This is a genomic window from Providencia sp. JGM181, from assembly GCF_018257375.1.
GTDB classification, from domain to species: domain Bacteria; phylum Pseudomonadota; class Gammaproteobacteria; order Enterobacterales; family Enterobacteriaceae; genus Providencia; species Providencia lanzhouensis.
The window spans coordinates 1-25860 of sequence record NZ_JAERJY010000038.1 but is presented as its reverse complement, the minus strand read 5'-3'; the positions used below and the strand labels follow the sequence as shown (position 1 = coordinate 25860).

Here is a 25860-nt window from a genome sequence, read left to right as displayed (position 1 = left end):
ATTAGAATAGATATTTATCCGTATGCTTAATGTTTTTCAATGCTTATTAATCGGTATTCTTTTAATATTATCATCTATCACTTTACCACTCTGATTGGGGTTTTCTGCGAAAGGAAGCGATAGTGGATATCAGACGAAGAGTGAAATGTTGTCACCAGCGTACACAACAAATTTTGATGAATTGCCAGTGGTGAGAGCTTGAAAAGATCATGTCTTAGGTCATGGAGTTTAACCAGACGGGGCTTTTTTACTCATCATCTAAATGGAATTTATGTAACATTCGATGCGCAATAGGTGCAAATATCAAACCTAGAGTGGTCATAAAAACCAGACTGGTGAATATACCATAAAAAGCGAAAAAAATCTTTCCTGAAATGTTTTGCGGAACAATGTATGGACCAATTCCATTAGCTATAAAGGCACTGTTGAATGTGGCATCATGCCAACTTATGCTCGAATCAAAAGCGATATGCCCGACAATGCCAATGAATAAAGTGGTAACGATAAGTGCAAAAGCGTAACCAAAATGTAATAGCATTCGTTTTAAAAAAGAGCGGAAAGAAATTAATGGCATATTTTTAGATTCAAACATGATTTTTCCTAAAAAGTAATTTAATGAAGTAATTACATAATAAACCTATGTAAGATTACCTAAAATTTTTATTTTGACAATAGTGTCATAAGTTAGGCTAAATTCGGGTATTTTTCGTTTGTTGCAATTTATATTCTTGCCAAGTTAGCATAACTAAAACTTATTAGTGGGATGGTGAGATGAACAAAAATGAACTTATGGAGTATATCCAGAGTAATTATGGTGCAGTTGCTGAGTACCCATGGGCTAAATTTCCTAGTTACATCATTTATAGGCATAAAAATAATGCAAAGTGGTTTGCTGCCATTCTGACGATTTCATCAAAGAGATTATATGAAAGCGAGCGTGATGAGATGGTAAATATTATAAACCTCAAATCTCCTCCTGAATTAGTTGGTTCATTGAGGTTAAAGGAAGGGGTATATCCAGCATATCACATGAATAAAGAGCACTGGATTACTATAAAGTTGGACAGTGGATTTCCAGAAGGTGAGATTAAAGCGTTGATTGATGAAAGTTACAAATTGACTGCATAAGCTTAATCAGTGATTGTGCAACACTAAATCGATAGATGAATCTTATTGAAACTGGTTATATACATTCATTGCAATATAACTTGGAGTGTATATGAGCAGAGCGTCATTATCTAAAAGTTCTCCTGATGCGTATAACAAGCTGATTGAGATTAGCAATCATATTGATCAGCAAGCAGTATCATTAGGATTGGAAGAAGGGTTTATTCATCTACTTAAATTGAGAATATCTCAGATTAATGGATGTGCTTTTTGTGTGCGGCTTCATACTCAAGACGCTCAAAAAAATAATGTGAGCATTGATAAAATCGCATTGGTTGCAGTGTGGGAAGAGGCCGATTATTTTTCAGAAAAAGAAAAAGCAGCGTTCTTGTTGGCGGAATCAGTTAATATGGTTCATATGGGGCATATACCTAATGATGTTTATGAAAAAGCCGAGGAGTACTGGAGCGATGAGCAATTAGCATTAATTGAATGGGTATCTATCATCATAGGTTCTTTTAATCGCATTGCTATCGCGAGCCGCTATAAAGTGAAGCCGTAATTATAGCAGCCTTATGCGCTAGTCGATTTACAGGTTAATATTAGTGATTCTTGTCCTATATTTACAATAAGTAAAGTGACTTCATTTTTAATCTACGTGACACTGGATCATGCGTATTAATCAGCTAATGGAGTAATAATTTATGTTCCCAGAGTATCGTGATTTAATCTCGCAACTTCGTCAGTCAGATCCTGATTTTAGAGCCTTATTTAATAGGCATAACCAACTCGATCATGAAATAGCCAGGCTGGAGCATCCAGACAGAAGTGGGTATGGCACTGATGTTATCGAGTTAAAAAAAGAAAAACTTCGTCTCAAAGAAGAGATACATCAAATACTTAAAAACCCGCCAGAATTGAGTTAAATCGATAGATTACTACCATTCATAGCCTCGCCAAGTGTGGGGCTTTTTATTGATTTATTTAGAAGCAATTTGCACTTAATCCTATAGGCGGAACTACCTTACTAATATAGTGTGTCTAAAAAGGAGAATAAACATGCCTGCATTTAACCCAGTAGAAATGATCGCTGAAGCGATGATAAACACAATTAGTATGATTGCGACGCCTGTGGAACACTTGCTTTATAGTGGAAAAATAGCGGAAATATTTATGATGAGTGTATTTTATATTCAACACTAAGAAGTAAATTTATCAATAAACGATACTTAGCATAAAGTAAAAGCTAAGCGCTTTATGCTAAGAGAAGGGTGTAAATATTATTGTTCAGGGTTTAAATAAGCGTCGAGCAGTGTTTGAAGTTCAATATTTAGTACTGAACTTAGTGCGATAAGATGCGCAACATATATTGATGAGGAGCCGTCTTCATATTGGGAGTATGTGCGCTCTGAAACTGAAATGGCTTTGGCTATCTCGGTAACAGTTATTTGACGAGCGAGACGCTGTTCTTTGATGAATTGTCCTAAAGAGAGATTGTTAAGTTTTCTTTCGTTCATCGGTACAGCCCTAAAATTAGTGGTGGACAATAAATAACATAGATATGTTAAACGTTAATAGGGAAGTATCTGCATTTTGGTGATGATAGGATAATTTTATGATAATTATCCTAATATATGGTAACTCGCTATTACTGGTTTTTTAGTGCGTATTGAACCGCACTTTGCGCATGAATTGTCGTGGTATCAAAGACGGGTACGGACGTATCATCTCCATTTACCAGCAATGTAATTTCAGTACATCCAAGAATAATACCTTCAGCGCCTTGTTCAACGAGTGATGTCATAATGCGTTGATACTCGGTTCGTGAAGCCTCAGAGATAATGCCTAAACACAGCTCATTGTAGATAATATCGTGAACGATTTTTCTGTCTGCCTCATTCGGTGTGATAACTCTTAAATTAAATTTATCAATCAGACGATCTTTGTAAAAAGCTTGTTCCATTGTAAATGCAGTGCCTAACAACCCAATAGTTTTAATGCCCGATTGTGTTATTTTTTCACCTGTAGCATCTGCAATGTGAAGGAGAGGAAGGTTAGATTTTTCTTCAATCTGTGGGGCGACTTTGTGCATTGTATTTGTACACAAAACTAAAAAATCAGCGCCAGCGGCTTGTAAACTCATCCCTGCTTTGGCTAAATGTTCAGCAGCAAGACCCCATTGATCGTGAGATTGAAAATATTCAACTTCAGCAAAATCAACACTGTATAAAACTATCTTAGCGGAATGTAAGCCTCCTAGTTTTTGCTTAACACCTTCATTTATTTGCTGATAATAGAGTTGGGTTGATTCCCAGCTCATTCCCCCGATAAGTCCAATAGTCTTCATTGATAAGTACCTTATATACGTTTTTTTCTTACTATACTGAGCGTATTTATGGGGAGTCAATCCGTTAATATCAATTTTTATCAATAATATAAATAAAGCTGAGATTATTTTTAACTGATAACTATCTTACTAGTTTTAATATTGGAGTTATCTTTCTGTAATTAATCGTATATTAGAGATTAACTTCATTTTTGTTTTTTTAAAAGATTGATTGGTAACGTACTGGGACTGTCCAGTAAATCTTCATTAAATAATATTTTATTGCTGATATACTACTAAAGTTACTTATTTTATTTTTTAGATAACGAGGAAGTAAAATAAACCTAGTGACCTACACTGACTATTTTTTTGATGTTCAGTTTATGAATTTAAATTTTTTAGTTAAGGAGTTTATGATGGTAAGTAATAACCAGGCTCGTCGTTTATTAGGGATGCCGTTCAAATTAAGTCGTTCTAAGCGTAATATTCAAGTTTCTGTGATTGCAAAGGAAAATGCTACGGCTTTACCTGAAAAACTTAAGGATAAGCCATTTGTTGCGGTACAGAAAAATAAAGCAACCGAGAAGAAAACCTATCATTCCGTCAGCGTATTTTATCCAGAATATATCTAATTTAATTTTAGGGTAAGATGTGACCCTCTAGATTGACTAGAGGGTTTCTGTTCCTCAATAATAAATTCCTTTCATATATCCACGTCTTTTTTTGAATTATCTGATGGTATTTTATCATTGGAATGGTTCATGATCCTTCGGTAATTTTTTGTGATCGCGACTAAGTTTCTATCTATTAAAGAAAATAAAATAGTGTGATAGTCATATTCTGTCGATAAAATCGGGAGCGAGAATAATGATAAATACAACTAAAATGGATATGTGTAGATGAAATTATGCCAATGGATGCTATTTTTTTGTTTTCTATTTATAAATGGTTGTTCAACACAATTTAAAACTGAAGATGAATCAAATAAGCTGAAGTTTAGTATTCAGCACGCTAACACGATCCCGATTAAGGATTCAGTTGAAACATTGACAGTGGCGGATATGCTGCCCGGAGATATCCTTTTGTCTTCAGCAACGGGGGTGAACTCGTGGGGGATCCGCTTATTTAGTGTGAGTGGGGTGAGTCACGCTTCTATTTATTTAGGATTTGGTCAGGTGGCAGAATCGGTTGGAAGTGGAGTCAGAATTATTCCTCTCGACCAAGCAATCACGGATTCTAATAATATGGTTGTATTACGGCATAACTTATTAACGTCATTTCATGCAGAAAAACTGCGTGAGTTTTCTACTGTTAATGACGGAGGTAAATACAACATGAAGGGGATTATCATGATTGCGCCGTGGATGCTGACAAAACGCGTTTGTGAATTACCACTGATTGGGCAGACTATCCGTAATTTCTGTCTTAAAACACTGGCTACAGTCCAACTAGGGGATGATATTGAACAAGCCAACGGCTTTTTTTGTTCGCAGTTTGTCCTAGATGCTTATAAATATGCCGGTGTGCCGTTGTTTGAAGGAAACTCATCATGGATTACGCCTGCTGATATTTTGCACATGCGTTCAGGGGATGTGCCTACTTTTATGCCAACAGAGCGTTTAACCTATGTTGGGCATTTAAAAAATTGGAGCTTTGGGGGCGCTATCCTCAATAAGTGATGAGATATTACAGGCGCAGTTTTGATGAAATACTGTTTGCCATAAAATAAAAAAAAGGCCAACTCAAATGAGTTGGCCAGCTAAACTGGAAGCAATGTGAGCAATGTCGTTGTGAAAAGACCGAGTAATTTACTCAACTATTCACGAGATAAAAGATAACTATTCTCATTTAAGAAATCAACCCCTTTTTTCATATAACTATTATAATTTTTTATCTCATCATAAATCCCAAAAGTGCTTAAAAAACAAATTGATCAATGTTTTTATTGGTTTGTTTTGCTGGAATCTCAGTTAATTCCTACGAAAAATATTTAACATTTTTTGCTTTTTCTCTGAGTGATGAAGTGAATTTTAGTGCTGATAAAGAAATAATGTTGTTAATTTGTAGCCGGAGATCTCATTTATCTTTTGAGATAAGAGACATTTACGTACAGTTGATTATAATTTTATTGTTAATGTTTATTCGATAATTTATCAGGAGGGCTTATGTACAAAACAATTTTGGTCCCTATCGATCTCACTGAAGAAGAGTTGACCAGTAAAGCGGTTCGTCATGCGGTAAATTTAGCGAAACAATCTGGCGCAAAAATTCACCTGATCCACGTATTGCCTATCTCTTCGGCAATTATCAATGCATATGCGCTGGGTTATATGGAAATTAAAGACCGCGCGACAGTGAAAGCAGAAGAAGACATGAAAATGCTGATGGATTCGATTGATCTTCCTCATGATGATGTCAGTTACACGATTACGTTTGGTTCACCTCGTGATGAAGTGATTAACACCGCAAAAGATATTAATGCCGATATTATTGTGATAGGTTCTCGCCGTCCAAATATTACGACTCACTTGTTAGGTTCTACCGCGGCAGGAATTGTTCGTTACGCAGAAACATCCGTATTGGTTGTTCGTTAATTTATTCTTTTTTAAAACCTATGCAATGAAGTTCCTATAATGTTGCATAGGTTTTTTTATGTCGTTTGCAAGAACATTATTGAATCGGCATATCGGTATGGACTGAGTAGAATTTTTATGGAGAAATTCACTAAAGAATTAATGCGCATGGAACATTTTGTTTTGCGAGTTCTGCGTTTTTATTTTTTAGCGTTATTAGTGTTTTTTATTGGCTTGCTGCCTGGGATTATTGGTTTTTATTTTATTGAAGGGCATTCGATGATGGAGTCAATGCTAAATGCATTATCAATGCTGAGCGGCCAAGCGATTGAGCCGGCACCAATCACCCAAACAGGCCGCTTCTTTATCGCTATTTACGGTTTATTTTTACAAAGTGTATTCATTATTAGTATTGGCTTAATCGTCACGCCGTTTATTCATCGCATATTACATAAGTGGCACTTAGAAGAGGATTAGATTGAATGAGTTGCCAAATGTTGTGGTTATTTTACTGAATTGATTTTCAGATTAGTAAACCAGTTCACGACATTTTCATTTTATTCAGACTATACTTTTCTTGGCAAAAAAATAACCATTAAACCGCTATCTCATCTATTCAAAAAACGAATAAATTGAATGAGAGATACATCCTTGAGAGGGGCTTATATGAATAAAACTATTTTGGTTCCCGTTGATATTTCTGAAGATGCATTGACTGATAAAGCATTAAAGCAAGCCATTCATTTAGCAAAAATGGATAACGCTAACATCCATCTATTTCACTCAGTGCCGGATGTTTCAAGATTTTCGATGAGTTATAGCTATCATTATGATTTGCTTACATCATTTACGAAAAAAGCCATTGAGCGTTCGGAAGAACAGCTGGTTGAATTGGTTAATCATATTGTGAAAGATATGGATTTCCCAGCAGATAGAATTTCTTATAAAGTGGAGTTCGGTTCGCCAAGAGAAAAAGTGTTAGATGAAGCTGAGAAAGTTCATGCCGACCTTATTGTGGTTGGCTCACGTAACCCGAGTATTTCAACCCACTTATTAGGTTCGAATGCTTCAGGGATCGTCTCTTATGCAAAAATATCTGTTTTAGTCGTAAGATAGTTTTATTGTTTAACACACTGATTGGATTCATAGAAAAGACCTGAGCTATCAGGTCTTTTTCTTTAGGGCAATTAAGATTTATTGACCGTTTCTTTAGCATGCTCAATAGCGGTTAATGCTTGGCTACATGCTTGCTCTTGTGTATCTTCAGGATAACTTGCGAGAGTTTTTCTCGCGTCTTCTAATTGTGATTTCATTAATGCGATTTGTTCACTCGCATTAGGCTCATTTTTATATTGTTCTTCAGCTTGTTGAACTAGCGCATTCATTTCTTTGAAATATTTGTCACAAACTTGTCCTGCATTTGCATTTAATGCAGTCAGCGAAACAAATAGACCCAATGCAATTGGCAGAATATTTTTCATCATATTTTCACTTTCAAAAGTCATATTTCGGTCAGCATAGCATCCCATTTTTTAAAAAGACATCGACCAATGATGAATATTTCAGTGAGTTTTAATTTTTATCAAATTAATCATGCCAATATTAAAGGAAGTGGCTATAGCATAAATTGCAAACTATAAATGAGAATCATTCTTGACTACGTGTAATAATAAAGTGTACATTTCAGTACACTTTATTGAGTTAACAATCCAACGTAAGGAATGAAAATGAATAACTGTATTATGATTAATACTCAGAACTGGCCTGTCTGTGTGATGAATTCCTTTCCAACAACAATGATGGAAACTCAGTCATGGTTATCGGAACTTGAGCAACTATTAACGAAAAAGACTCCATTTGTTTTAATTTATCCGCCAATGGAATCGAAAGGAAAACCAACAGAAGAAGACATGGAGTGTATGAAATTTGTACGTCGTTGGTTGAAGGAAGGAAGAGAGGCGATGGCAGAATATTGTCGAGCTATGGTGATTACATTACAGCCAGATGGGAGAGACAAAGATGAAATGGAGCGTACAGCACCGGTTATTTCATCTCTGTATGGGCCTGAAGTCTTTTTAGTAGGGAGCTCTCAAGCTGCGCAACAGCAAGCCACTGAAATTTTAAATGGATTATGATTTACTGGCACTAATTTTACGAATATAGCTAGCGATGATATCCACGGAAAGCCCAATTTGTTGATGGATAAATTCATCGCTAGGTTTAAAGTTTTCGACACAGAAAGTTTTGATAAAAACATCCGCTTTTAGCATCTCTAAATAACGGGATGAAATACTTAACAGTATGTCTTTATCGACTTTGACAGTCGGAATTTGTGCAAGCTTTTCGGCAAGGCGCTGATAGCTTTGTACGGGACCTTGTTCGAAAAAGAGTTGGCTAATATCAGGAAAGCGGTTGTATTCTCCCAGTATTAAGCGGTATAGCCCGATAGATTGGGGTTTAATCACATTGACTAAAAAACGCGAACCATAAAACGATAATACCGCTTCAATGCTCTCTAAAGGTGGCTCTTTATGGTCAGGTTCAGTAAAAATATCGTCTATCATATATGCCACAACTGCGGCAAATAAACCTTCTTTGTCCCCAAAGTTTTTATATAACGTCGAACGGGAACCGCCTGCGCGTTCGATGATCATATCTAATGTCGTGCCTTCAAAACCATATTGCAGAAAAATATCCGCCGCAGCCGTAATAAGCGCTTGATGGCGACGCTGTCCTTTTGGTGTTTTGGCGGAACTTGTCTGGTTCATGAAATCAATTTCCTAACAAAATGGCGGCACGAGGCTAAATTATCTGAAAGAGGTCATAATTCAGTTTGTTATTTTCCTCTATGATGTATATGAATATTATCATGTTTAAATGAATATCTGAATTTTTGTCAAATCCTTGGGGGAGAGAATGAAGGATTGCATCGTTGATGAAAAAACGCAGGGAGAAGAAAAGGTTGTTGATACACAGAGAGAAATGACAAAGCTGTGTATTGAATGCGGTTTGCTGTTATTACAGCATGGGGCTGAGAGTATGCTGGTTGAGCAATTAACAACACGCTTAGGTATCGCTTTGGGCGCTAATCAGGTAGATAGTGCGATTTCATCTAACTCACTCGTATTAACCACAATCATCGATGGGCGCTGTTTAACATCGACTCGGCGGATTATTGACCGTGGCATTAATATGCATGTGGTGACTGAAGTTCAGCATGCGGTGATCCTCGTTGAGCATCATTTACTTGATCGTAAACAGCTACAAAAAAAATTAGCAGGTATCAAACCATTACGTTATCCCCGCTGGTTAATGGTGGTGATGGTGGCGCTTTCTTGTGCTTGCTTCAGTTCCCTTAACGGCGGTGGTTGGGAAAGTGCGCTGATCACCTTTATGGCGAGTGGCTGTGCAATGTATATCCGGCAAGTGTTAACATCTCGCCAGATTAACCCATTGATTAACTTCTGTATTACAGCATTCGTTGCGACATCTGTTTCGGGATTATTACTCAAAATACCTTATTTAAATGTGACTGAAACCATTGCAATGGCGGCAAGTGTGCTGCTATTAGTCCCCGGATTTCCATTAATTAATGCGGTGGCAGATATGTTCAAAGGCCATGTGAATACAGGGATTGCTCGTTGGATGATGGCGAGCTTATTAACGCTGGCAACCTGTATCGGCGTGGTACTGGCGATGATCATTTGGAATCTGAGGGAGTGGGCCTAATGTTTTTCATTGAGCTAATTGAGAAAATGGTCTTAGCGGCTGTCCCCGCCGTCGGCTTTGCAATGGTATTTAATGTGCCTGTGAGGGCGCTGAAATATTGTGGGCTATTAGGCGCGATTGGTTATGGTTCACGAATGATTTTAATGTCGCTGGGTTTGCAAATTGAATGGGCGAGTTTTCTTGCTGCGATTTTAATTGGCATGATTGGCATCCAGTGGTCGCGTTGGTGGCTGGCTCATCCAAAAGTTTTTACCGTTGCAGCGGTTATTCCTATGTTTCCGGGGATCAGCGCTTATATCGCAATGATTTCTGTGGTGAAAATTTCTCAATATGGCTATACCCCTGAGTTAATGGAAACGCTGGTTACATACTTTTTAAGGGCATCTTTTATTGTCGGTGCGCTCTCTATCGGCATTTCATTACCGGGATTATGGCTATATCGCAAAAAGCCAAGTGTTTGATACTCAAGAATATTTCATTGTTTGAAGTCATTAAGCAGTAAACCACGTCATCGCAAAAGCGTTAATTGGTAATTGGTAATTGACAGCAATTAACGCTTTTTGTTAACAAAGCTCGTTATCTATTCTTTGTATATTATTGCACAAATTCCGATATTGCTTTTGATGTAATAAAATTGAGTACCAATTGATATCAAAAAGACTTATATTTCATTCAACTAGCGAGTATACATAGCGTATTCAGCAATTTTTGCATGAATAACTTGCGTGTTGTATTTAATAAATTGCTTTTTTTCCTATCAATGGTGTTATTTTGAAACAGATTTTTTATTTTTCGCGCATGATCATTGCGTTAGTATGTTTTTCCTCGTTATTTATCTCTTCCGTTTATGCTGCACCGAACAACTTCACTGAAGCGAAAACGTCCAGTAAAAGCCTCGTTTATGGTGATCAAAATCATCAAGGACAAGGAACGCTATACTGTGGCTGTGAGTGGGAATGGACAGGTAAAAGTGGTGGACAAGTTGATTTAGCCTCCTGTGGCTACCAAGTGCGCAAGCAGCAGAGCCGTGCGGAGCGTATTGAGTGGGAACATATCGTTCCTGCTTGGGTGTTTGGTCATCAAAGACAGTGCTGGCAAAATGGCGGTCGTAAAAATTGCGTCTCAACTGACCCAGTGTTTTCTCGAATGGAGGCTGATATGCATAACCTCGCGCCTTCAATTGGGGAAGTGAACGGTGACCGCAGTAATTGGAGTTATGGTCAGTTACCTGCTAATGCGCCTTATTCTTACGGTGCATGTCGTAGTCGTATTGATTTTAAACAGAGAATCTTTGAGCCGCGCGACGAGGTGAAAGGGCAGGTTGCACGGGTCTACTTCTATATGCATGACCGTTATAACTTATCCATGTCACGCCAACAGCAGCAGTTATTTATGGCGTGGGATAAACAGTACCCAGTGGATGAATGGGAACAAAAACGTGACCAGCGTATTGCTAAAATGATGGGGCACCATAACCCATTTGTGACGGGCGAAAGAACATGGAGTTTAGGGCATAAAAATAGCGGCGATGGCTTAAATATGAATGATAAGCCCAGTGAAGTAGTCCCTCAGCCAGTACCTCAGTCTATCCCAAACAAGGAAGGTGAGACCCAGGTAAAAGGTAACCGTAATTCAAAGAAATATCATTTATCCCACTGTTCAGGGTTCAAAACCTTGTCGGATAAAAATGTGGAATTCTTTGCGAATGAAGCGGACGCTCAAGCAAAAGGCTATCAGCTTGCGGGTAACTGTAAACCACGCTAATCAAATTTAAGCTGTAATAATGCAATAAAGCAGGTGGGTTATTGCAGCTTTTATATGATATTTCTCACATTTTATCTGATGGGTAGGTGAATTTACACATTTCCTGTTAATTTAATGTTGCAATTCAAAAAAAACACGCGCTATATTTAATGTAAGGAAACGTTGTAGGTTGATGATATTCGGGTCAATGTAATATTTATAGTGCGAGTGAATTATTTTTTATATTGTCATAATATTGTCATGCAGATTCTTTAGTTTACGAGTATCGCCTGTATAGGAGAAACTAATGAGAACTAGGTGTTTGTTAATCAATGTGCGAGACCGGTTACCACTCCATCATGAAACTGACATGATGAGATTGCTAACCGGTTTTTTTATACCCAAATTATCAACCTAAGTTACACAAGAGCTTGAAGGGAGCTCCTCTCTGTTTTGAATAGTTCGTCATCTGAAATTGACATCATCGATACCTGGAAGGGTTAATACTATGAGTAGACAGAAAGCTGCAACAAAAGCACGTCGTGAAATGAAACGTACATCACGCAAAGACCGTTCAGGGAGGTATGATATGAACAACGTTACCTCCTTCGCTGAATTTACGGGCATTGAGCCGATAGGTATGGCGAAAGAACGTCGCGATGAAACTCCGATAACACCACGTAATGAAGCCCAAAAGCTCTATATTAATTCCATCAAACACAAACAATTGATTTTCGCTAATGGTGAGGCAGGGTGCGGTAAAACCTATATTAGTACTGCGTTAGCCGCGGATGCCTTGATTAACAAGGAAATCAGTAAAATCATTGTGACCAGACCGGTATTGCAAGCGGAGGAAGATCTCGGATTCTTGCCGGGGGATATGTCTGAAAAGTTTGCGCCTTATTTCCGACCCGTTTATGACGTATTAATGAAGCGATTAGGCGCTTCGTTCCTGCAATATTGTTTACGCCCTGAGATTGCTAAAGTCGAAATAGCACCATTTGCTTATATGCGCGGTCGCACATTCGAAAATGCCATTGTTATTCTCGATGAAGCGCAGAACGTCACAGTCACTCAAATGAAGATGTTTTTAACCCGTTTGGGTGAGAACGTAACGGTAATTGTGAACGGTGACGTAACCCAATGTGATTTACCAAGCGGCGTTCAGTCAGGTTTGGGGGATGCGTTACAGCGTTTTAGTAGCGATGAAATGGTCTCGATGGTCAACTTCACGATTGATGACTGTGTAAGATCTCAGCTGTGTCACAAAGCGCTGATGGCTTACAATGACTAATAACTAGTTTAACCCACTACACAGGCTAATTAATGTATGAAACTGCCCCAGATTAGGGGCAGTTTTTTTAATTAGTCGTCGGGGTTATCCATGACGGCATGACGTTCATGATGATAACCTTCCTCATCATAGCCATATCGCCAATAAGGAATTGCGTAGATATCATCGCGACCAAAACCTTTTTCACGGCGAATAAAACGGCGCAATTCGCGGATAATTTGGTCTTCACCAGCAATCCAGAAGCCCACATCGGATTCTGGAATATCCCACGATTTAAAGGTATTAATCAGATTAGTAGTCTGGCTAATATCTCCACAAATCCAATCAATTTCGATACCAGCCGGTTTGGTTAACTCGCGAATATCCGTTTGATGGTCAAGGCGTAAAACGACGCGTCCCGTTGCTGTGTCAGGCATTTTTTCCAGTAGCGCTGCTATTGCGGGTAAAGAGCTTGAATCACCCGCCATAAAGTAATGTGCGCGGATAGGCAGTAGTGGATCTGGCCCTCCAGGGTTGGTGATCCCCAGCCAATAACCCGGTTTTGCATCACGAGCAAACAGATAAGCCGGCCCCGTCACCCCTTCGTGCATGGCAAATTCAATATCGATTTCGTTGAGCTCAGGGCGAATAGCGCGAACGGTGTAAGTGCGCACAAAAGGGCGCGGCTTATCTTCTGGCCAGCTACGTCCTTTTTCAGTGAGAAAAGGAAGCGCGGGTTGGCTTTGATGGTCAGGAGCAATAAAAATTTTGAGATGACCACCTTCACACTTCGTTGGATAATTGGCTAACTTTTCACCCGTAAATGTGATGCTGCGAATAGAAGGGCTGATATCGACAATGGATTTAACTTGAATGAGCTGTGGGGGCGCTGGGCGGTAGATATTTTTTTCAACAGTCTGTTCACTAGCCACTAACCGTCTCCTTTCTTAATGATAATATTATTATATGTTAATTATTATCATTATCATATCATGAATGTTTATAGGAAAACTATTCAAAAGATGCAGGATTATTGAGCGTCTAATTATAAATATGCCGCAGCATTTTAATGCTGCGGCAACGAGTTTACTTCACTTTCATGCCGGCGGCAGTCATCAACAATCTAAATAAGGAAGAAAAGGCGAATAGTGCCAATACGCTTCCTAACCAAATTGCCGCCATCCAGCCGAGCTTCTTCCACCAAGGTGAGCGAAGAGTTGTATCAGTGATAGCCTTGGTCTGGGGTAATTTTTCCTCTGAAGACATAGTAACTCCAATAGGTGTAAACCAAAATAACAGGGATGATGAACAGGGCGCCAACTAGCATAAAGCCTAAGCTTTCTGAAGGACCTGCCGCATCGCGGAAGGTAATTGCTGGCGGAATTAAACTTGGCCAAACGCTGATGCCTAATCCTGTAAATCCTAAGAAAATCAGCATTAATGCAGCAAGAAATGGCACGCTATCGTAACGTTGACGTTTGGCGCTTTTTAAAATGGTCCACACACAGCCAAGCACGAGTAAAGGAACCGGTAAGAAGAAAAATAGGTTTGGTAAGCTAAACCAACGTGCATAAACGGCATCATTTAGCATTGGTGTCCATAAACTGATAACGCCAATCACTGCTAACATGACCAGTGTTAATGGGGTTAACACGCGATACATGGTTTTGCGCAGATGTCCTTCCGTTTTCATGATCAACCAGCCACATGCCAGTAAAGCATAAGCTATGACTAAACCGAATCCACAGAACAGCGGGAAAGGTGCGAACCAGTCAAAATAGCCGCCCATATACACGCGGTTTTCAACGTGGAAGCCTTGAATAAACGCGCCAATCACAATCCCTTGGGAGAATGTAGTAAGAATCGAGCCCCAAATAAAGGCGTGATCCCAGCGGCGGCGATGAGATTCATCGGCGCGGAAGCGAAACTCGAAGGCGACCCCGCGAAAAATCAATGCCAGTAACATAAAGGTTAGCGGAATAGATAGCGCATCTAAAACAATAGCATAGGCTAATGGGAATGCTCCAAATAGCGCCGCACCACCAAGCACTAACCACGTTTCATTACCATCCCAAACAGGTGCCACACTGTTCATCATCAAATCTCGGTCTTGGCTCTCTTTTAAGGCTGGGTACAAAATACCAATACCTAAGTCAAAACCGTCCATCACGATATACATCAACATACTGAAGACGATGATGACAAACCAAATTAGTGGTAAATCAATGCCCATGAGTTGCCTCCTCGGAGATACCTTTACGAATTAATTTCATCATGTACATGTAGCCAATCCCAAATACGCCGCCGTACACCACAAAGAAGGCTAGCAAGCTCACGCTCATGTGCATTTCACCATGGGCGCTCACAGCATCTGCGGTACGTTGTAACCCGTAGACAACCCAAGGCTGACGACCGATTTCGGTGGTAAACCAACCGGCTAAGATGGCGATTAAACCTGATGGTGCCATGACGAACATAAAACGCAGGAACAGTTTGGATTCATACAGTTTTTTACGCGAACGCAGCCATAATCCCCAAACACCAGCAGCAATCATTAACATGCCTAAGCCCACCATCACGCGGAATGACCAGAACACCATAAACACATTTGGTCTATCTTCAGGTGGAAATTCTTTTAGTGCTGGAACCTGTTTGGTGGTGCTGTGCATCAAAATCAGGCTAGCCATGTAGGGAATTTCAATGGCATATTCGGTTTTTTCTTTTTCCATATTAGGAATACCGAAGAGGATCAGCGGGGTGGCTTCGCCGGGTTTATTTTCCCAATGGCCTTCCATTGCCGCGACTTTAACTGGTTGATGTTTTAGGGTGTTTAACCCGTGAGCATCACCGATAAAAGCTTGGACTGGCGCTAAAATCAGGATCAACCATAAGGACATGGAGAACATTTTCTTCATGGCGGAGGATTTATTCCCTTTGAGTAAATGCCATGCGCCGGATGCACCAATAAAAAATGCCGCTGCCAAAAATGCCGCAGTGGTCATATGAAGTAAGCGGTATGGGAATGATGGGTTAAAGATCACCGCTAACCAATCGACAGGGACAATTCGCCCATCGATAATTTCAAAACCTTGAGGCGTTTGCATAAAGCTATTGGATGCAAGGATCCAGAAGGTTGAAATGATGGTACCGAGTGCAACCATGCAAGTCGCAAAGTAGTGAAGCTTTTCGCCCACGCGATTCATACCAAATAGCATGACACCGAGGAAGCCAGCTTCTAAGAAGAAGGCGGTGAGCACTTCATAGGTTAAGAGTGGGCCGGTGATGCCACCTGCAAAATCCGAGAAGAAACTCCAGTTAGTTCCAAATTGGTATGCCATCACCAATCCAGAAACGACCCCCATACCGAAATTGACAGCAAACACTTTTGACCAAAAATGGAACAGCTTTATATAGTCAGTATCGCGGGTTTTGAGCCATAAACCTTCGAGTACCGCCAAAAAACTGGCAAGTCCGATGGTGATGGCAGGGAAGATAATATGGAACGATACCGTAAACGCGAATTGAATACGGGCAAGCTCCAGCGCAGTTAGTCCAAACATATTGACCCCTGAATGGAATTGATTTCGACACGCCACATTTCCAGCCATTGCGAAGCAATTTTGGGCTGTTCCTTAGCAATAAATAATTGATTTCGCTGGATTGTTAACACTCATAAATCCAACTAAAAATGTTTTGTGGTTATAGTTAAAAAAAGTCAGGTGAATGTGTGGATAAGTAGAACATGAGACGATAAACTATAATAGTAACAATTTTTAGCAAATCACCTATAACAGTGAGGCGGGAATGACGAGATACGAACAGCTAGCAGCACAAATTCGTCAACAGATTGAAGATAATATTTGGCAAGTAGGTGACAGGCTACCTTCACTGAGAGAGAGCGTTAAGCAATCGGGTTTAAGCTTAATGACGGTGGTACAAGCTTATCAATTACTGGAAAGTCAGGGGTGGGTCGCTGCGCGCCCGCAATCTGGCTATTATGTTGCAAATCGCAATAATGCATTTGCCGCCGCAAAAGGGGGAAAAGGGCTCCATCTAAATGAAAATGTGGAGATTAACGCCTCTATTTTCGGTGTACTGCAAGCATGCAAAGACCCAGATATTATCCCATTTGGCTCTGCTTTCCCAGAGCCCGCTTTACTGGATGATCCAAAACTAGCCAAGTCTCTCGCTTCGGTGGCGCGTCGTTTATCGAAAACCAATACCACCACTAACTTACCTCCGGGGAATGAACAGCTACGTCGCAATATTGCCCAGCGCTATGCAACGCAAGGGATCCACGTCGCCCCTGATGAAATTGTGATCACGGCAGGCGCGATGGAATCATTGGTGCTGAGCTTACAAGCAGTTACTCAACCGGGTGATTGGGTAGTGATTGAATCTCCTGCATTTTATGGTTCCTTGCAGGCGATAGAGCGCTTAAAACTTAAAGCGATTGCCATCAAAACTGACCCATTATTTGGAATTGATCTTGATGCGTTAGAGGATATTGCGGATAAATACCCGATCAAAGCTTGCTGGTTGATGACGCACTACCAAAACCCGTTAGGCGGTACGATGCCTCCAGCCAATAAAAAGCGGTTGGTGAATATTTTGAACAGTCATAAAATTGTGTTGATCGAAGATGATGTGTATGGCGAGCTTTATTTTGGTACTCAGCAACCTATTCCTGCAAAATCACTCGATTCACAAGGAAACTTTTTCCACTGTTCATCATTTTCGAAATGTTTAGCGCCGGGATACCGTGTCGGGTGGGTAGCAGCAGGTCATCACGCGAGCAAAATTCAGCATTTGCAGATGATGAGCACCGTTTCGGCCAGTGTGCCAACCCAACTGGCGATCGCGGAATACTTATCTCAAGGGGGGTATGATAGTCATCTGCGTAAGCTTCGCCAAACGATGGAACAGCGGCAACATTTAATGCTGAGCGCAATCGCTAAATATATGCCGTCCACGGTTAAAGTGAATACCCCAAAAGGGGGCTATTTTTTATGGTTGGAATTTGAACCACCATTTAACGCCATCCAGCTGTATCAATTAGCATTAAAGGAAGGGATTAGCATAGCACCGGGGAGCATGTTCTCAACCAGCGACCAATTCAATCATGCATTTCGCTTAAATGCATCATTTGCATGGAATGACAGGCTTGAACAGGCGATGCAAGTTTTAGGGCGTTTATGCTATCGATTAACGGGGCTAAAATAGGGAAAATAGGGTGAGCGTGGAGGTCGTGCTTACCCTTAAGAGTTGCTTAGCTGCTTGCAAGTCCGATAGCTGCAAAGGTTAACATTCCACCAGCAACACCTTCGGTAATGCGACGTTTTTTATCGTTATATTGTTGGCGATTATGCATTGATGCGAATATCATGCCGATGGCACCGTAAATAATGATGCATGATGTGATGAAAGTCGCTGATAAGATTAAAGATTGTATTGCAACACTTTCGGAAACATGGATAAAATTAGGTAAAATTGCGAAATAAACTAGTAATCCCTTAGGGTTAAGGAAGCTAGTGAGGAACGCTTTGCCAATCACAGCTTGCGTGGAAACGGTATTAATTTGAATCTTTCTCGATTTCATGGCCGATAACAGCATACGGACAGCTAAGTAAGCAACATAGGCGACCCCCACCCATTTGATGGTTTGGAAGATAATTGGTGAAGTTGCAACAATAGCCGCGAGCCCAAGTGCCGCTAAAATGGCATGGGTCACATAGCCGAGAATAATACCCAAATTGGCTTTCCACGCAGCAGAGATTCCGCCTGATAACCCTTGTGATGAGATAAATAAAATATCGGGACCTGGTGTGCAAATCAAAGGAATGACAGTTGCACTAAACAGCAATAACGTTTGTAGATCCATCCAAACACCTCTAATTTATTATTATTTTCTTATGAAGAGAACAAAGTTTGGTTATTATAGCTATTTCCCGTTGAAATTTGGTTGTTTTGTTGCTTGTCATGGATGCTTATTTGACATTTAATATCAAAAAATAAAATCAAAAGAGGTTCGAATGCCAAAGAATACTGGCTCGCATTATGCAGAAAAGCATGAGCTGGAACATAGCAGCTCATCCGCCATCAAATTAGATGCGATTGATAAACATATTTTGCAGGTGCTGCAACGAGATGGAAAAATCCAAAATGTTGAACTGGCAAAAGAGGTTGGTTTATCTCCATCACCTTGCTTAAGACGCGTTAAGTTGCTGGAAGATGCTGGCGTAATCAAACGTTATGTTGCGGTGTTGGATGGTACAAAGATTGGCGCGGGTTTGTCCCTGTTCGCACGCATTTGGTTTAAAACCCAAGATGCGCAAACCATTAATCAATTTGTGGCTGATATTCAGCAAATGCCGGAAGTGGTGGAGTGCCATTTAATGGCGGGTGAATGTGATGCGCTGATCCGCATTGTGACGGAAGATATGGCATCTTATCGTCGTTTTCACGCGGACTATTTGACGCAAATAAGCAGTGTGCAGAGTATCAAAACGGAAGTACCTATGGAGACAGTCAAAGTCACGTATGCACTTCCTTTATAAGCTTACGAAATCCACCTATTTACCACTCTATACTGCTCAATAATCTCCATTGATATTATTGAGCAGCTTGCTGATTTGTATTGATTACCTTACAAAAGCAGTAATATCTCCGAGAATATTAATAAGGGCGCTCAGGCAGATTGTAAATATGTTCACTGAGATTATCGACAATGGTATTCGGTAAACAGTCGATTGAAGCAATCGATTTACCTTTATTGTAAACATAAACCCCACCCGCGCGTTTTGTTCCTAGATAGTCAGAGTGAACGGTATATACATATGTCCCATTTTTAAAATCTAGCTCCATAATTTGGGCGTGACCTGTATCCGTATCGGCAGCTTGAGTTTTTAATAAATTTTGAGTGAGTTGTTGTGGTGAGCGAACAATTTCAATATCGGGAATATCATCTATTTTTCCAAAAGCATATCGATACTGACCATCAACGTATGTCACGCGAACTTGTTTGTTATTTTTGTTTACACACTGAAAAACAGTGACTGTATAGGCGTCAGCCAGTGCTGGAACGGACATTAATACAGGTAATGCTAGAGCGAGTAGTGTACGGCGAAGTTTCATGGGATCCCTACCAAAAAAGAGTTATCAATATTGATGTTATCGGCATCGTATTCGGATGCTCTAGAGAGAGTTTAGCATTTAAAATTAAGCTAAATGTATTGATGACTAAAAAGCAGATTATTCCACACGGTATGTTGTCAATATTAGACAAAATGTACGAATGTGGCAGATAAATGGAAAAATTTTCTCAGACTTTCGGCAAGGATTAGATTATTGCAATGACGTTTGTTAAATTAGAGGAGTAGTTTTAAAGTACGAGGGTGCTAATCGAATAATGATAATACAGGGTGAAATATGCGTGATGGAACTCTTGCTATGCAGGTGAAGAATCGTAATTTACCGAATTGGCAAACATTAAAATTAATATTGAGTTCTTTAATTGTCTTTAATTTTTATTTAAATGTTAATCCAACCGTGAAATCCGATTATTCAATATTGATTGAAATATTTGATTGGGTATTAATCCCGATGTTTGTCTTTATTGCTGCATATTTAAGCAAAGGAATTGTATGGCAAGGTTGGCGTGACCATTTAATCCCACCTTTAATTATCTATTTCACATTTCAAACAATAGATGCGATCCCGCTTTATTTTACAAACCGATTAACTATCGAAGAATATTTACTGTTCCCTCAAAACGGTGTTTGGTTTTTCTTAGCGGTACCGATATGGCAAGCCATTTTTTTATTACTGCCTTCATTTATAAAGAATAACGGCGGGGGAATATTTATCACCTTGCTGTTATCCATCATTATTGCGTTTTTCTCCAAGATATACTTATCGGATCTTACTGGTTTTTCGGCGATTATTCAGTATTTTCCATTCTTTGTTATGGCTTACTTTTTTGATGATAAAAAAATAACTTGGCTTAGACAAAATGTATTTTTTATCGTATCCGCAGTAATCGCCTTGGTTGCGATTTATATTTATACCTCAGTAGATATTGAATTTGAGCTAATAAAGATTTTAGGGGGAAACCAACTTGCTTATCATTTCTTTGAGCATGTTTTTGCATTTCTAATGGGCGTGTTAATTTCAATCGCAGTGATGTGTATTGCATTATCGACTGAGCGATTTGTGAAAATAGCCAATAATGCACTGGGGGTGTATTTAATTCATCCGATCATCTGTTTCTTACTATTAACTGGGTTAAGTTCATTCCATATTGAAGCGGGTTTACCGCTTTTAATTTTGCTCACTCTCTTTACCATTACATTAGCGTTATTTCTGGCCAAAAACTCGACTATTCATTGGTTTTTAAACCCTGAATTAAAGTCGAAAAATAATAGAGAATAGTAAGGTTAGGAGCGGAAGGGATCTATAAAATAAAGCTTACCGAATAATCTCGGTAAGCTTTTATTTAAGAGCAAAAGGGTTTATTTACGCAAGGCTTTAACTTGCTCAGGGGTCACATTGCCGGCCTGTCCACCCCATTGAACTCGCAGGAAGTTGACCAAATCGGCAATTTGCTGGTCGTTAAGCTTGTCGGCGAAACCTGGCATGCTTTGCATGTTTTGGTTATTTGGGAATGCTTGCTCCGGCAAACCATCCAATACGGCATTAATGAGATTGGTACTGTCCACATCACGCAGGGTCGAATTACCTTTCATCGCCACTGCCACATTAGGTTTACCGCTGCCATCATAGGAGTGACAACCTGAGCAACTTTCCAGATAAACCTGTTTACCTGCTGCGTTACCATCACCCATCTTGAGCGGTAATGTGGCTGGTGGATTATCACCCATTAGGTAGGTAGCAATGGCTTTATTATCTTCCGGAGTTAAATGTTGCGTGCTGAGGTAAATAACTGGATGCATATCGCTGTAGGCTGAACCTTGCGGCGCTAAGCCAGTCATAAAGAACTGCTGGAGATCCTCTTTTGTCCAACCACGAGCGGCGAGGGCGTCAGGGGTAATGTCAGGGGCTGTGAAACGACCCAATGCACCACCTTTCATATACTTATCTAACTCCATTTCGCCGAGTGCGCCTCTTGGTGTGTGGCATTCAGAGCAGTGTTCAAGCACATTGACTAAATATTTTCCTCGTTCCCATTCAGGAGAGCTGCCTTGGGAGCTGTTCGGCAATGGTTTGTCATTGAAAAATAATAGGTTCCAGCCAATCATCGCCATGCGCTGATTTAACGGGAAAGGCAGTGAGTTTTCTGGTGGTGCGACATCTACCGCTGGGCGGCTCATTAAATAGCTGTAGATAGCATCAGAATCACTGCGAGTTATCCCTTTATAGGAGGTATATGGCATCGCAGGGTAGAGGTTTTTGCTTGGAGGTGAAACGCCTTCAGTTAATGCTTTATGGAACTCTTCTTTTGTCCAGCGACCAATCCCATAATCAGCAGAAGGCGTTAAGTTACTGCTATAAATAGTGCCAAAAGGCGTATCGAGAGGAAAACCGCCCGCTAGAGGCGCGCCGTTTGCACTGGTGTGGCATGCTGCACAGTCACCGGCAAGCGTTAAGTAACGACCACGCTCAATTTCCTCGGCACTCGCGGTGACTTTTTGCACAGGACCGTCAGGTTTGCGACTCTCATACCAATACAGAATCGCCCAGACGACGATAGCTATCGCTATCAACCATAAAATAATACGTTTGATCATTTTATCGTCTCCTTGATTAGCCCCGGGGTGCTCATCACCACATCCCGTACCGCTTCATAATAACGAACATAACCCGTACAGCGGCAAATGTGATTATTTAAAGCTGCTTTGATGGCTTCTTCTAGCTCTTCTTCGGCAATCGGGTTGCGTTGCAATTCCTCAACGAAAATCGTTGCCGCATTGACAAAGCCTGGGGTGCAGTAACCACATTGGAAACTAAAATGGTCGATAAACGCTTCTTGTACAGGGGATAATTTAACGTCACCATTTTCTTCTTTGGTGGCAGCCCCTTCGATGGTACGAATGCTTTTATTGTTGAAAAAGTGTGCGCCTGTAATGCAGGTTCGAACTTCTTCACTTGTGCCTGATGGGTTATCTAAAATCACCACACAAGCGTGGCAAATACCTTGACCGCAGCCAAGTCGTGAACCCGTAAGGTCAACATATTCATGAAGAAAATCAATCATCATGAGACCTTCAGGAACATCCATCGGTCCATATTGTTGACCGTTAATGTTGATGGTGAGTGGTAGAAAATTTAGGCTCATGATAATACCTCTAGAATATCGTTAGGGCGAACAGGCAGACTCAAGAAATGGTGCCCTGTTGCATCAGCAATCGCATTGACGATGGAAGAAACGACAGGGATCATAACAACTTCAGCGACCCCTTTTGGTGGGTCGGTATCGGATAACCCCGGCAGGATCTCGCTAGTTTGTTTCCAAACCGCAACATCATTCGCGAGGGGTAAATGGTAACGGTTAAAGTTCCACGTTCCATTTCCGGGTCCATCTTCGTAGAGAGGTAAATATTCATGGAGCGCATGACCAATACCCATCGCTAATCCCCCTTGAATTTGACCTGAAACCAATTGAGGAACAATTAAGTTTCCGCATTCAACCACGGTGTGGTGGTCGAGCAATTCGACATGACCGGTGGCTTTATCAATAGCAAGTTCAGATAAGGTAGCGACGGCGCTGTAATAGGTAACGCCAGCATTGTTTCTTTGAGTATCAGGGTAATACGCTTTTTCGCGATGCCACACTTGATAATCTTTGTCTGCAAATCGCAGGGAAAGACCATCAACAGGAAGGCGGCGGGTTTCATCATTAATTTTGAAATCAGCTTCAGCCCATTCCCAGCGGTTAAAGACATGGCAAACTGCGCCAGTTAAACCACCCATCTCAAATGTACGGTCGATTAAGCGTTGTAAGCTAAGCACTTCTAGTCCATCAGCGGTGAGACCATTGGCAACCCAACGGGCATCTTCACGACGAACCACGAGTGGCGCTGCTTGCCCACCACCAATGCCTTCTTGCCAAATTGACATTGCCGCAGGCCACAGACCATATTCAAAGACTAATCGAGCGGCTTCTTCAGTACTGTGGGTGAAATAATAAGCGGAGTTACTGGCGCTGGCTGGGGAACAGTAATTCGGTGTCCAAAGCGGGTTAGTGGCGAGACGTTCTTGTTCATCTTGCGCCATGGCAAATGGGTTTCCTGTCGAAATCATCGGCAGAACTGACCAATCCACAACCGAAAAATGAGCTTCTTCCGCAGGCTTACCTAACCACTTGGCACAGACCACGGCTTGGGATGTGGACATCCCGGTACCAATCTCCGCACCACTATGATAAATAGCTATTTTCCCTTCAGGTGTGAGTTCAACGCGCGCAAAGGAGGATTCAGCACCTGTACCGAAGTCTTTTTGAACGCAAGAAATGCCGGTACCAAATAATTTGCCTGCATTTTTAGCTTCAAACTCGGCTTTACGTTTCGCTCTTTCTTTCCACATTGGGTGCTCAGCGCAACGGCTCAGCACTTCATCCGCACGAATTGCGCCGCCTGGGATAGCCCCTTGGGTATTTTTCATTCCTGATTTGATGATGTTTTTCAGGCGAAACTCAATAGGATCGGCTTTGAGTAATTTTGCGGCTTCTTCCATGATCATGTCAGTGGCAGCCATGGCCTGTAACGTACCATAACCACGAGCAGATCCCGCATCGACCGCGCGAGAAGCGATACCCACAGCCGATAAATCACTGCGAGGAATATAGTAGATGGCTTGGGCGCCAGTGGCTGCAACCATCACAACGGAAGGCGTAAAGTTACATCGACCGCCGCCATCCCCAATAAATGAGGCGGAAAGTGCTTCAATTTTATGGGTTTTCTTATTGACGGCGAGGGTGTAATCCATGTCAAACGCATGGCGTTTGATGGTGGATTGGAACTGTTCATAACGGTCGTTGGCTAGGCGGATCGGAACGCCATCACCATACAGAGTTGCCATCGCACCATAATAAGGGAATGGGGTGTGATCTTTCGAGCCATAACCCACCGTAAAGCAAGGGTGTAAGAATATTTGCTTAATTGGGAATTTAGATTTTGCGAGCATTTCAGGCAGTGATGCGGCAACTTCTTGCGGGGACTGTGTTGGGATCACTAAATGGAAAGATTGTGTTTTGGCATCATACCAGCCATTGGCATTATCGGGTTCGAGCGCTGAGGTATCAATAGATTGCGAAAAGTATTTACGCTTGATAACCAGCCAATCTTCCGGCGGATTTTCTAACTGTTTTGCGAGTTCATCCGCATAATACATGCCTTCTTGATCAAGCTTTCCACCTTCACGACCTTCAGGCCAGATTGGGAGATGCTTTTTCATACCAATCGGGGAAATAGGCATATCTTTCATGCTGGAGTATGTATCAGGTGAGAATGGTGTTTCTCCGCCGATACGAACCCCACGATAAGTTCCCCAAGGATCTCGCTGTAATGGTCCCGTATAAGCACCATATTGGATGACATCATCGTGGAATTTGAGTGTCTCTTTAGCGAAGTTAAATTTGGCAAAATCATGATAAATTAGTAACGCGACGGCTTGCCCTAAGTAAGCAGGGGTTTTTCCTGTCGGTAATAGTAAATCTTCACCATAGAACTCAGGGAAGGCGACGCCATCTTTTTCTAAATCACTGGCGGTAACAATACGGTCAGGCATTAAGCCATCATTAAGTCGTTCGAGATTAAAACCTTCGTAGATTTTATCGGCTTGGGTGACGCGTAGAAGAAAGGCGTGTCCTTGTTGTTTGGGCCAGTGAGGGATATCGCGGGCTCGAATATCTCTTGCAAAGACTTTTTCACCTTGCACTTTGGCATAGCCATCAATTCGGAATTTGATTTTTTTATCGACAGGGTTCCAGTCGGGAGCCTGAAGAATTTTTTCCTCGAATAGCACATCAAAAGCTCGGCTATACAAAGGGGCGATATAACAAGAGATCCCCGCAACAACAGCACATTTGATAAAGTGTCTGCGGGATAGTCCGACATGGTTATTGCTCATAATATACCCTTACACTTATTTTC

General features: G+C 40.9%; 32 protein-coding genes. 18 read left to right on the top strand and 14 right to left on the bottom strand.

Annotated elements, in window-relative coordinates; genetic code table 11:
• The first annotated feature begins 94 nt into the window (after positions 1-94).
• Entirely contained in the window at positions 95-202 is a 108-nt protein-coding gene (locus JK188_RS07440; RefSeq protein WP_211885374.1) for a DUF4113 domain-containing protein, read from the top strand.
• A 45-nt stretch (positions 203-247) separates the two neighbouring features.
• Here JK188_RS07440 and JK188_RS07435 read toward each other — a convergent pair whose 3' ends face one another.
• A complete protein-coding gene (locus tag JK188_RS07435; protein ID WP_249215383.1) occupies positions 248-592 on the bottom strand; it encodes a two pore domain potassium channel family protein in 345 nt (114 codons plus the stop codon).
• Positions 593-771: 179 nt separating this feature from the next.
• Here JK188_RS07435 and JK188_RS07430 point away from each other — a divergent pair, with 179 nt between their 5' ends.
• The 4 genes from JK188_RS07430 (at position 772) to JK188_RS07415 (ending at position 2310) form a co-directional block, all read left to right on the top strand.
• Positions 772-1128: an MmcQ/YjbR family DNA-binding protein gene (locus JK188_RS07430; RefSeq protein WP_211885376.1), complete on the top strand. Its 357-nt coding sequence runs from the start codon at positions 772-774 to the stop codon at positions 1126-1128.
• Between the two features lie 91 nt (positions 1129-1219).
• Positions 1220-1669, top strand: coding sequence for a carboxymuconolactone decarboxylase family protein (locus JK188_RS07425; protein WP_211885378.1), 450 nt, complete (start codon positions 1220-1222; stop codon positions 1667-1669).
• 142 nt (positions 1670-1811) lie between these two features.
• On the top strand, positions 1812-2033 hold the full coding sequence (locus JK188_RS07420; protein WP_108478997.1) for a YdcH family protein: 222 nt from the start codon (positions 1812-1814) through the stop codon (positions 2031-2033).
• 133 nt (positions 2034-2166) lie between these two features.
• The gene (locus tag JK188_RS07415; protein WP_211885380.1) at positions 2167-2310 is read left to right on the top strand and encodes a hypothetical protein; all 144 of its coding nucleotides are present in this window, start codon (positions 2167-2169) and stop codon (positions 2308-2310) included.
• 77 nt (positions 2311-2387) lie between these two features.
• On the opposite strand, the gene JK188_RS07410 is transcribed toward JK188_RS07415, so the two are convergent.
• Positions 2388-2624: a helix-turn-helix domain-containing protein gene (locus JK188_RS07410; protein WP_211885381.1), complete on the bottom strand. Its 237-nt coding sequence runs from the start codon at positions 2622-2624 to the stop codon at positions 2388-2390.
• A gap of 131 nt (positions 2625-2755) precedes the next feature.
• The gene (locus JK188_RS07405) at positions 2756-3454 is read right to left on the bottom strand and encodes an aspartate/glutamate racemase family protein (protein WP_211885382.1); all 699 of its coding nucleotides are present in this window, start codon (positions 3452-3454) and stop codon (positions 2756-2758) included.
• Positions 3455-3849: 395 nt separating this feature from the next.
• Between JK188_RS07405 and sra the strand changes: the two genes are divergently transcribed.
• The 5 genes from sra (at position 3850) to JK188_RS07380 (ending at position 7122) form a co-directional block, all read left to right on the top strand.
• Complete coding sequence (sra, locus tag JK188_RS07400; protein WP_211885384.1) at positions 3850-4065, top strand: stationary-phase-induced ribosome-associated protein; 216 nt, start codon at positions 3850-3852, stop codon at positions 4063-4065.
• 267 nt (positions 4066-4332) lie between these two features.
• Positions 4333-5112, top strand: coding sequence for a YaeF family permuted papain-like enzyme (locus tag JK188_RS07395; protein WP_211885386.1), 780 nt, complete (start codon positions 4333-4335; stop codon positions 5110-5112).
• A gap of 486 nt (positions 5113-5598) precedes the next feature.
• Positions 5599-6027: a universal stress protein gene (locus JK188_RS07390; protein WP_006660028.1), complete on the top strand. Its 429-nt coding sequence runs from the start codon at positions 5599-5601 to the stop codon at positions 6025-6027.
• 117 nt (positions 6028-6144) lie between these two features.
• Positions 6145-6483, top strand: a complete 339-nt coding sequence (locus JK188_RS07385) for a hypothetical protein (protein WP_211885388.1) — start codon at positions 6145-6147, stop codon at positions 6481-6483.
• A gap of 189 nt (positions 6484-6672) precedes the next feature.
• Positions 6673-7122, top strand: a complete 450-nt coding sequence (locus JK188_RS07380) for a universal stress protein (RefSeq protein WP_154627980.1) — start codon at positions 6673-6675, stop codon at positions 7120-7122.
• A gap of 71 nt (positions 7123-7193) precedes the next feature.
• On the opposite strand, the gene JK188_RS07375 is transcribed toward JK188_RS07380, so the two are convergent.
• Positions 7194-7487: a DUF5339 domain-containing protein gene (locus tag JK188_RS07375; protein WP_211886393.1), complete on the bottom strand. Its 294-nt coding sequence runs from the start codon at positions 7485-7487 to the stop codon at positions 7194-7196.
• Between the two features lie 246 nt (positions 7488-7733).
• Between JK188_RS07375 and JK188_RS07370 the strand changes: the two genes are divergently transcribed.
• Positions 7734-8141, top strand: a complete 408-nt coding sequence (locus tag JK188_RS07370; RefSeq protein WP_211885390.1) for a hypothetical protein — start codon at positions 7734-7736, stop codon at positions 8139-8141.
• Here JK188_RS07370 and JK188_RS07365 read toward each other — a convergent pair.
• Entirely contained in the window at positions 8136-8774 is a 639-nt protein-coding gene (locus JK188_RS07365; RefSeq protein ID WP_211885392.1) for a TetR/AcrR family transcriptional regulator, read from the bottom strand. The two genes, JK188_RS07370 and JK188_RS07365, sit on opposite strands and share 6 nt — an antisense overlap.
• Before the next feature lie 148 nt (positions 8775-8922).
• Between JK188_RS07365 and JK188_RS07360 the strand changes: the two genes are divergently transcribed.
• The 4 genes from JK188_RS07360 to phoH all read left to right on the top strand — a co-directional run bounded on the left by JK188_RS07360 (position 8923) and on the right by phoH (position 12772).
• Positions 8923-9735, top strand: coding sequence for a threonine/serine ThrE exporter family protein (locus JK188_RS07360; protein ID WP_211885394.1), 813 nt, complete (start codon positions 8923-8925; stop codon positions 9733-9735).
• Positions 9735-10196 (top strand): threonine/serine exporter, encoded by a 462-nt coding sequence (locus JK188_RS07355; protein WP_080675670.1) that lies wholly within the window; start codon positions 9735-9737, stop codon positions 10194-10196. The genes JK188_RS07360 and JK188_RS07355 overlap by 1 nt, the downstream gene beginning before the upstream one ends.
• A gap of 337 nt (positions 10197-10533) precedes the next feature.
• Positions 10534-11499 carry an endonuclease gene (locus JK188_RS07350; RefSeq protein ID WP_442959114.1) on the top strand — a complete coding sequence of 322 codons (966 nt, stop codon included), beginning with the start codon at positions 10534-10536 and terminating at the stop codon, positions 11497-11499.
• 487 nt (positions 11500-11986) lie between these two features.
• Positions 11987-12772 carry a phosphate starvation-inducible protein PhoH gene (gene phoH, locus JK188_RS07345; protein WP_036954719.1) on the top strand — a complete coding sequence of 262 codons (786 nt, stop codon included), beginning with the start codon at positions 11987-11989 and terminating at the stop codon, positions 12770-12772.
• 71 nt (positions 12773-12843) lie between these two features.
• On the opposite strand, the gene JK188_RS07340 is transcribed toward phoH, so the two are convergent.
• The 4 genes from JK188_RS07340 to JK188_RS07325 all read right to left on the bottom strand — a co-directional run bounded on the left by JK188_RS07340 (position 12844) and on the right by JK188_RS07325 (position 16311).
• A complete protein-coding gene (locus tag JK188_RS07340) occupies positions 12844-13683 on the bottom strand; it encodes a siderophore-interacting protein (protein ID WP_108478222.1) in 840 nt (279 codons plus the stop codon).
• A 154-nt stretch (positions 13684-13837) separates the two neighbouring features.
• Complete coding sequence (locus tag JK188_RS07335; RefSeq protein WP_071992173.1) at positions 13838-14017, bottom strand: DUF2474 domain-containing protein; 180 nt, start codon at positions 14015-14017, stop codon at positions 13838-13840.
• Positions 13974-14984 (bottom strand): cytochrome d ubiquinol oxidase subunit II, encoded by a 1011-nt coding sequence (gene cydB, locus JK188_RS07330; protein ID WP_211885404.1) that lies wholly within the window; start codon positions 14982-14984, stop codon positions 13974-13976. Before cydB ends, JK188_RS07335 begins: the two co-directional genes overlap by 44 nt.
• Positions 14974-16311: a cytochrome ubiquinol oxidase subunit I gene (locus JK188_RS07325; RefSeq protein ID WP_211885407.1), complete on the bottom strand. Its 1338-nt coding sequence runs from the start codon at positions 16309-16311 to the stop codon at positions 14974-14976. Before JK188_RS07325 ends, cydB begins: the two co-directional genes overlap by 11 nt.
• 244 nt (positions 16312-16555) lie before the next feature.
• Between JK188_RS07325 and JK188_RS07320 the strand changes: the two genes are divergently transcribed.
• Positions 16556-17974, top strand: a complete 1419-nt coding sequence (locus tag JK188_RS07320; RefSeq protein WP_036954705.1) for an aminotransferase-like domain-containing protein — start codon at positions 16556-16558, stop codon at positions 17972-17974.
• Between the two features lie 46 nt (positions 17975-18020).
• Here the strand turns inward: JK188_RS07320 and JK188_RS07315 are convergent, their stop codons facing one another.
• Entirely contained in the window at positions 18021-18632 is a 612-nt protein-coding gene (locus JK188_RS07315) for a LysE family translocator (RefSeq protein WP_211885409.1), read from the bottom strand.
• A gap of 151 nt (positions 18633-18783) precedes the next feature.
• Here JK188_RS07315 and JK188_RS07310 point away from each other — a divergent pair, with 151 nt between their 5' ends.
• Positions 18784-19308, top strand: a complete 525-nt coding sequence (locus JK188_RS07310) for an Lrp/AsnC family transcriptional regulator (RefSeq protein ID WP_051422784.1) — start codon at positions 18784-18786, stop codon at positions 19306-19308.
• Between the two features lie 118 nt (positions 19309-19426).
• On the opposite strand, the gene JK188_RS07305 is transcribed toward JK188_RS07310, so the two are convergent.
• On the bottom strand, positions 19427-19885 hold the full coding sequence (locus tag JK188_RS07305) for a hypothetical protein (protein WP_249215384.1): 459 nt from the start codon (positions 19883-19885) through the stop codon (positions 19427-19429).
• Positions 19886-20179: 294 nt separating this feature from the next.
• Between JK188_RS07305 and JK188_RS07300 the strand changes: the two genes are divergently transcribed.
• Positions 20180-21181 (top strand): acyltransferase family protein, encoded by a 1002-nt coding sequence (locus tag JK188_RS07300; protein ID WP_211885411.1) that lies wholly within the window; start codon positions 20180-20182, stop codon positions 21179-21181.
• An 80-nt stretch (positions 21182-21261) separates the two neighbouring features.
• Here the strand turns inward: JK188_RS07300 and JK188_RS07295 are convergent, their stop codons facing one another.
• From JK188_RS07295 to JK188_RS07285, 3 genes are read right to left on the bottom strand one after another with little or no spacing between them, the layout of a single operon-like run.
• Positions 21262-22497: a c-type cytochrome gene (locus JK188_RS07295; protein WP_211885413.1), complete on the bottom strand. Its 1236-nt coding sequence runs from the start codon at positions 22495-22497 to the stop codon at positions 21262-21264.
• On the bottom strand, positions 22494-23045 hold the full coding sequence (locus tag JK188_RS07290) for a (2Fe-2S)-binding protein (protein WP_211885415.1): 552 nt from the start codon (positions 23043-23045) through the stop codon (positions 22494-22496). Before JK188_RS07290 ends, JK188_RS07295 begins: the two co-directional genes overlap by 4 nt.
• On the bottom strand, positions 23042-25837 hold the full coding sequence (locus tag JK188_RS07285) for a xanthine dehydrogenase family protein molybdopterin-binding subunit (RefSeq protein ID WP_132495022.1): 2796 nt from the start codon (positions 25835-25837) through the stop codon (positions 23042-23044). Before JK188_RS07285 ends, JK188_RS07290 begins: the two co-directional genes overlap by 4 nt.
• Positions 25838-25860: the final 23 nt, after the last annotated feature.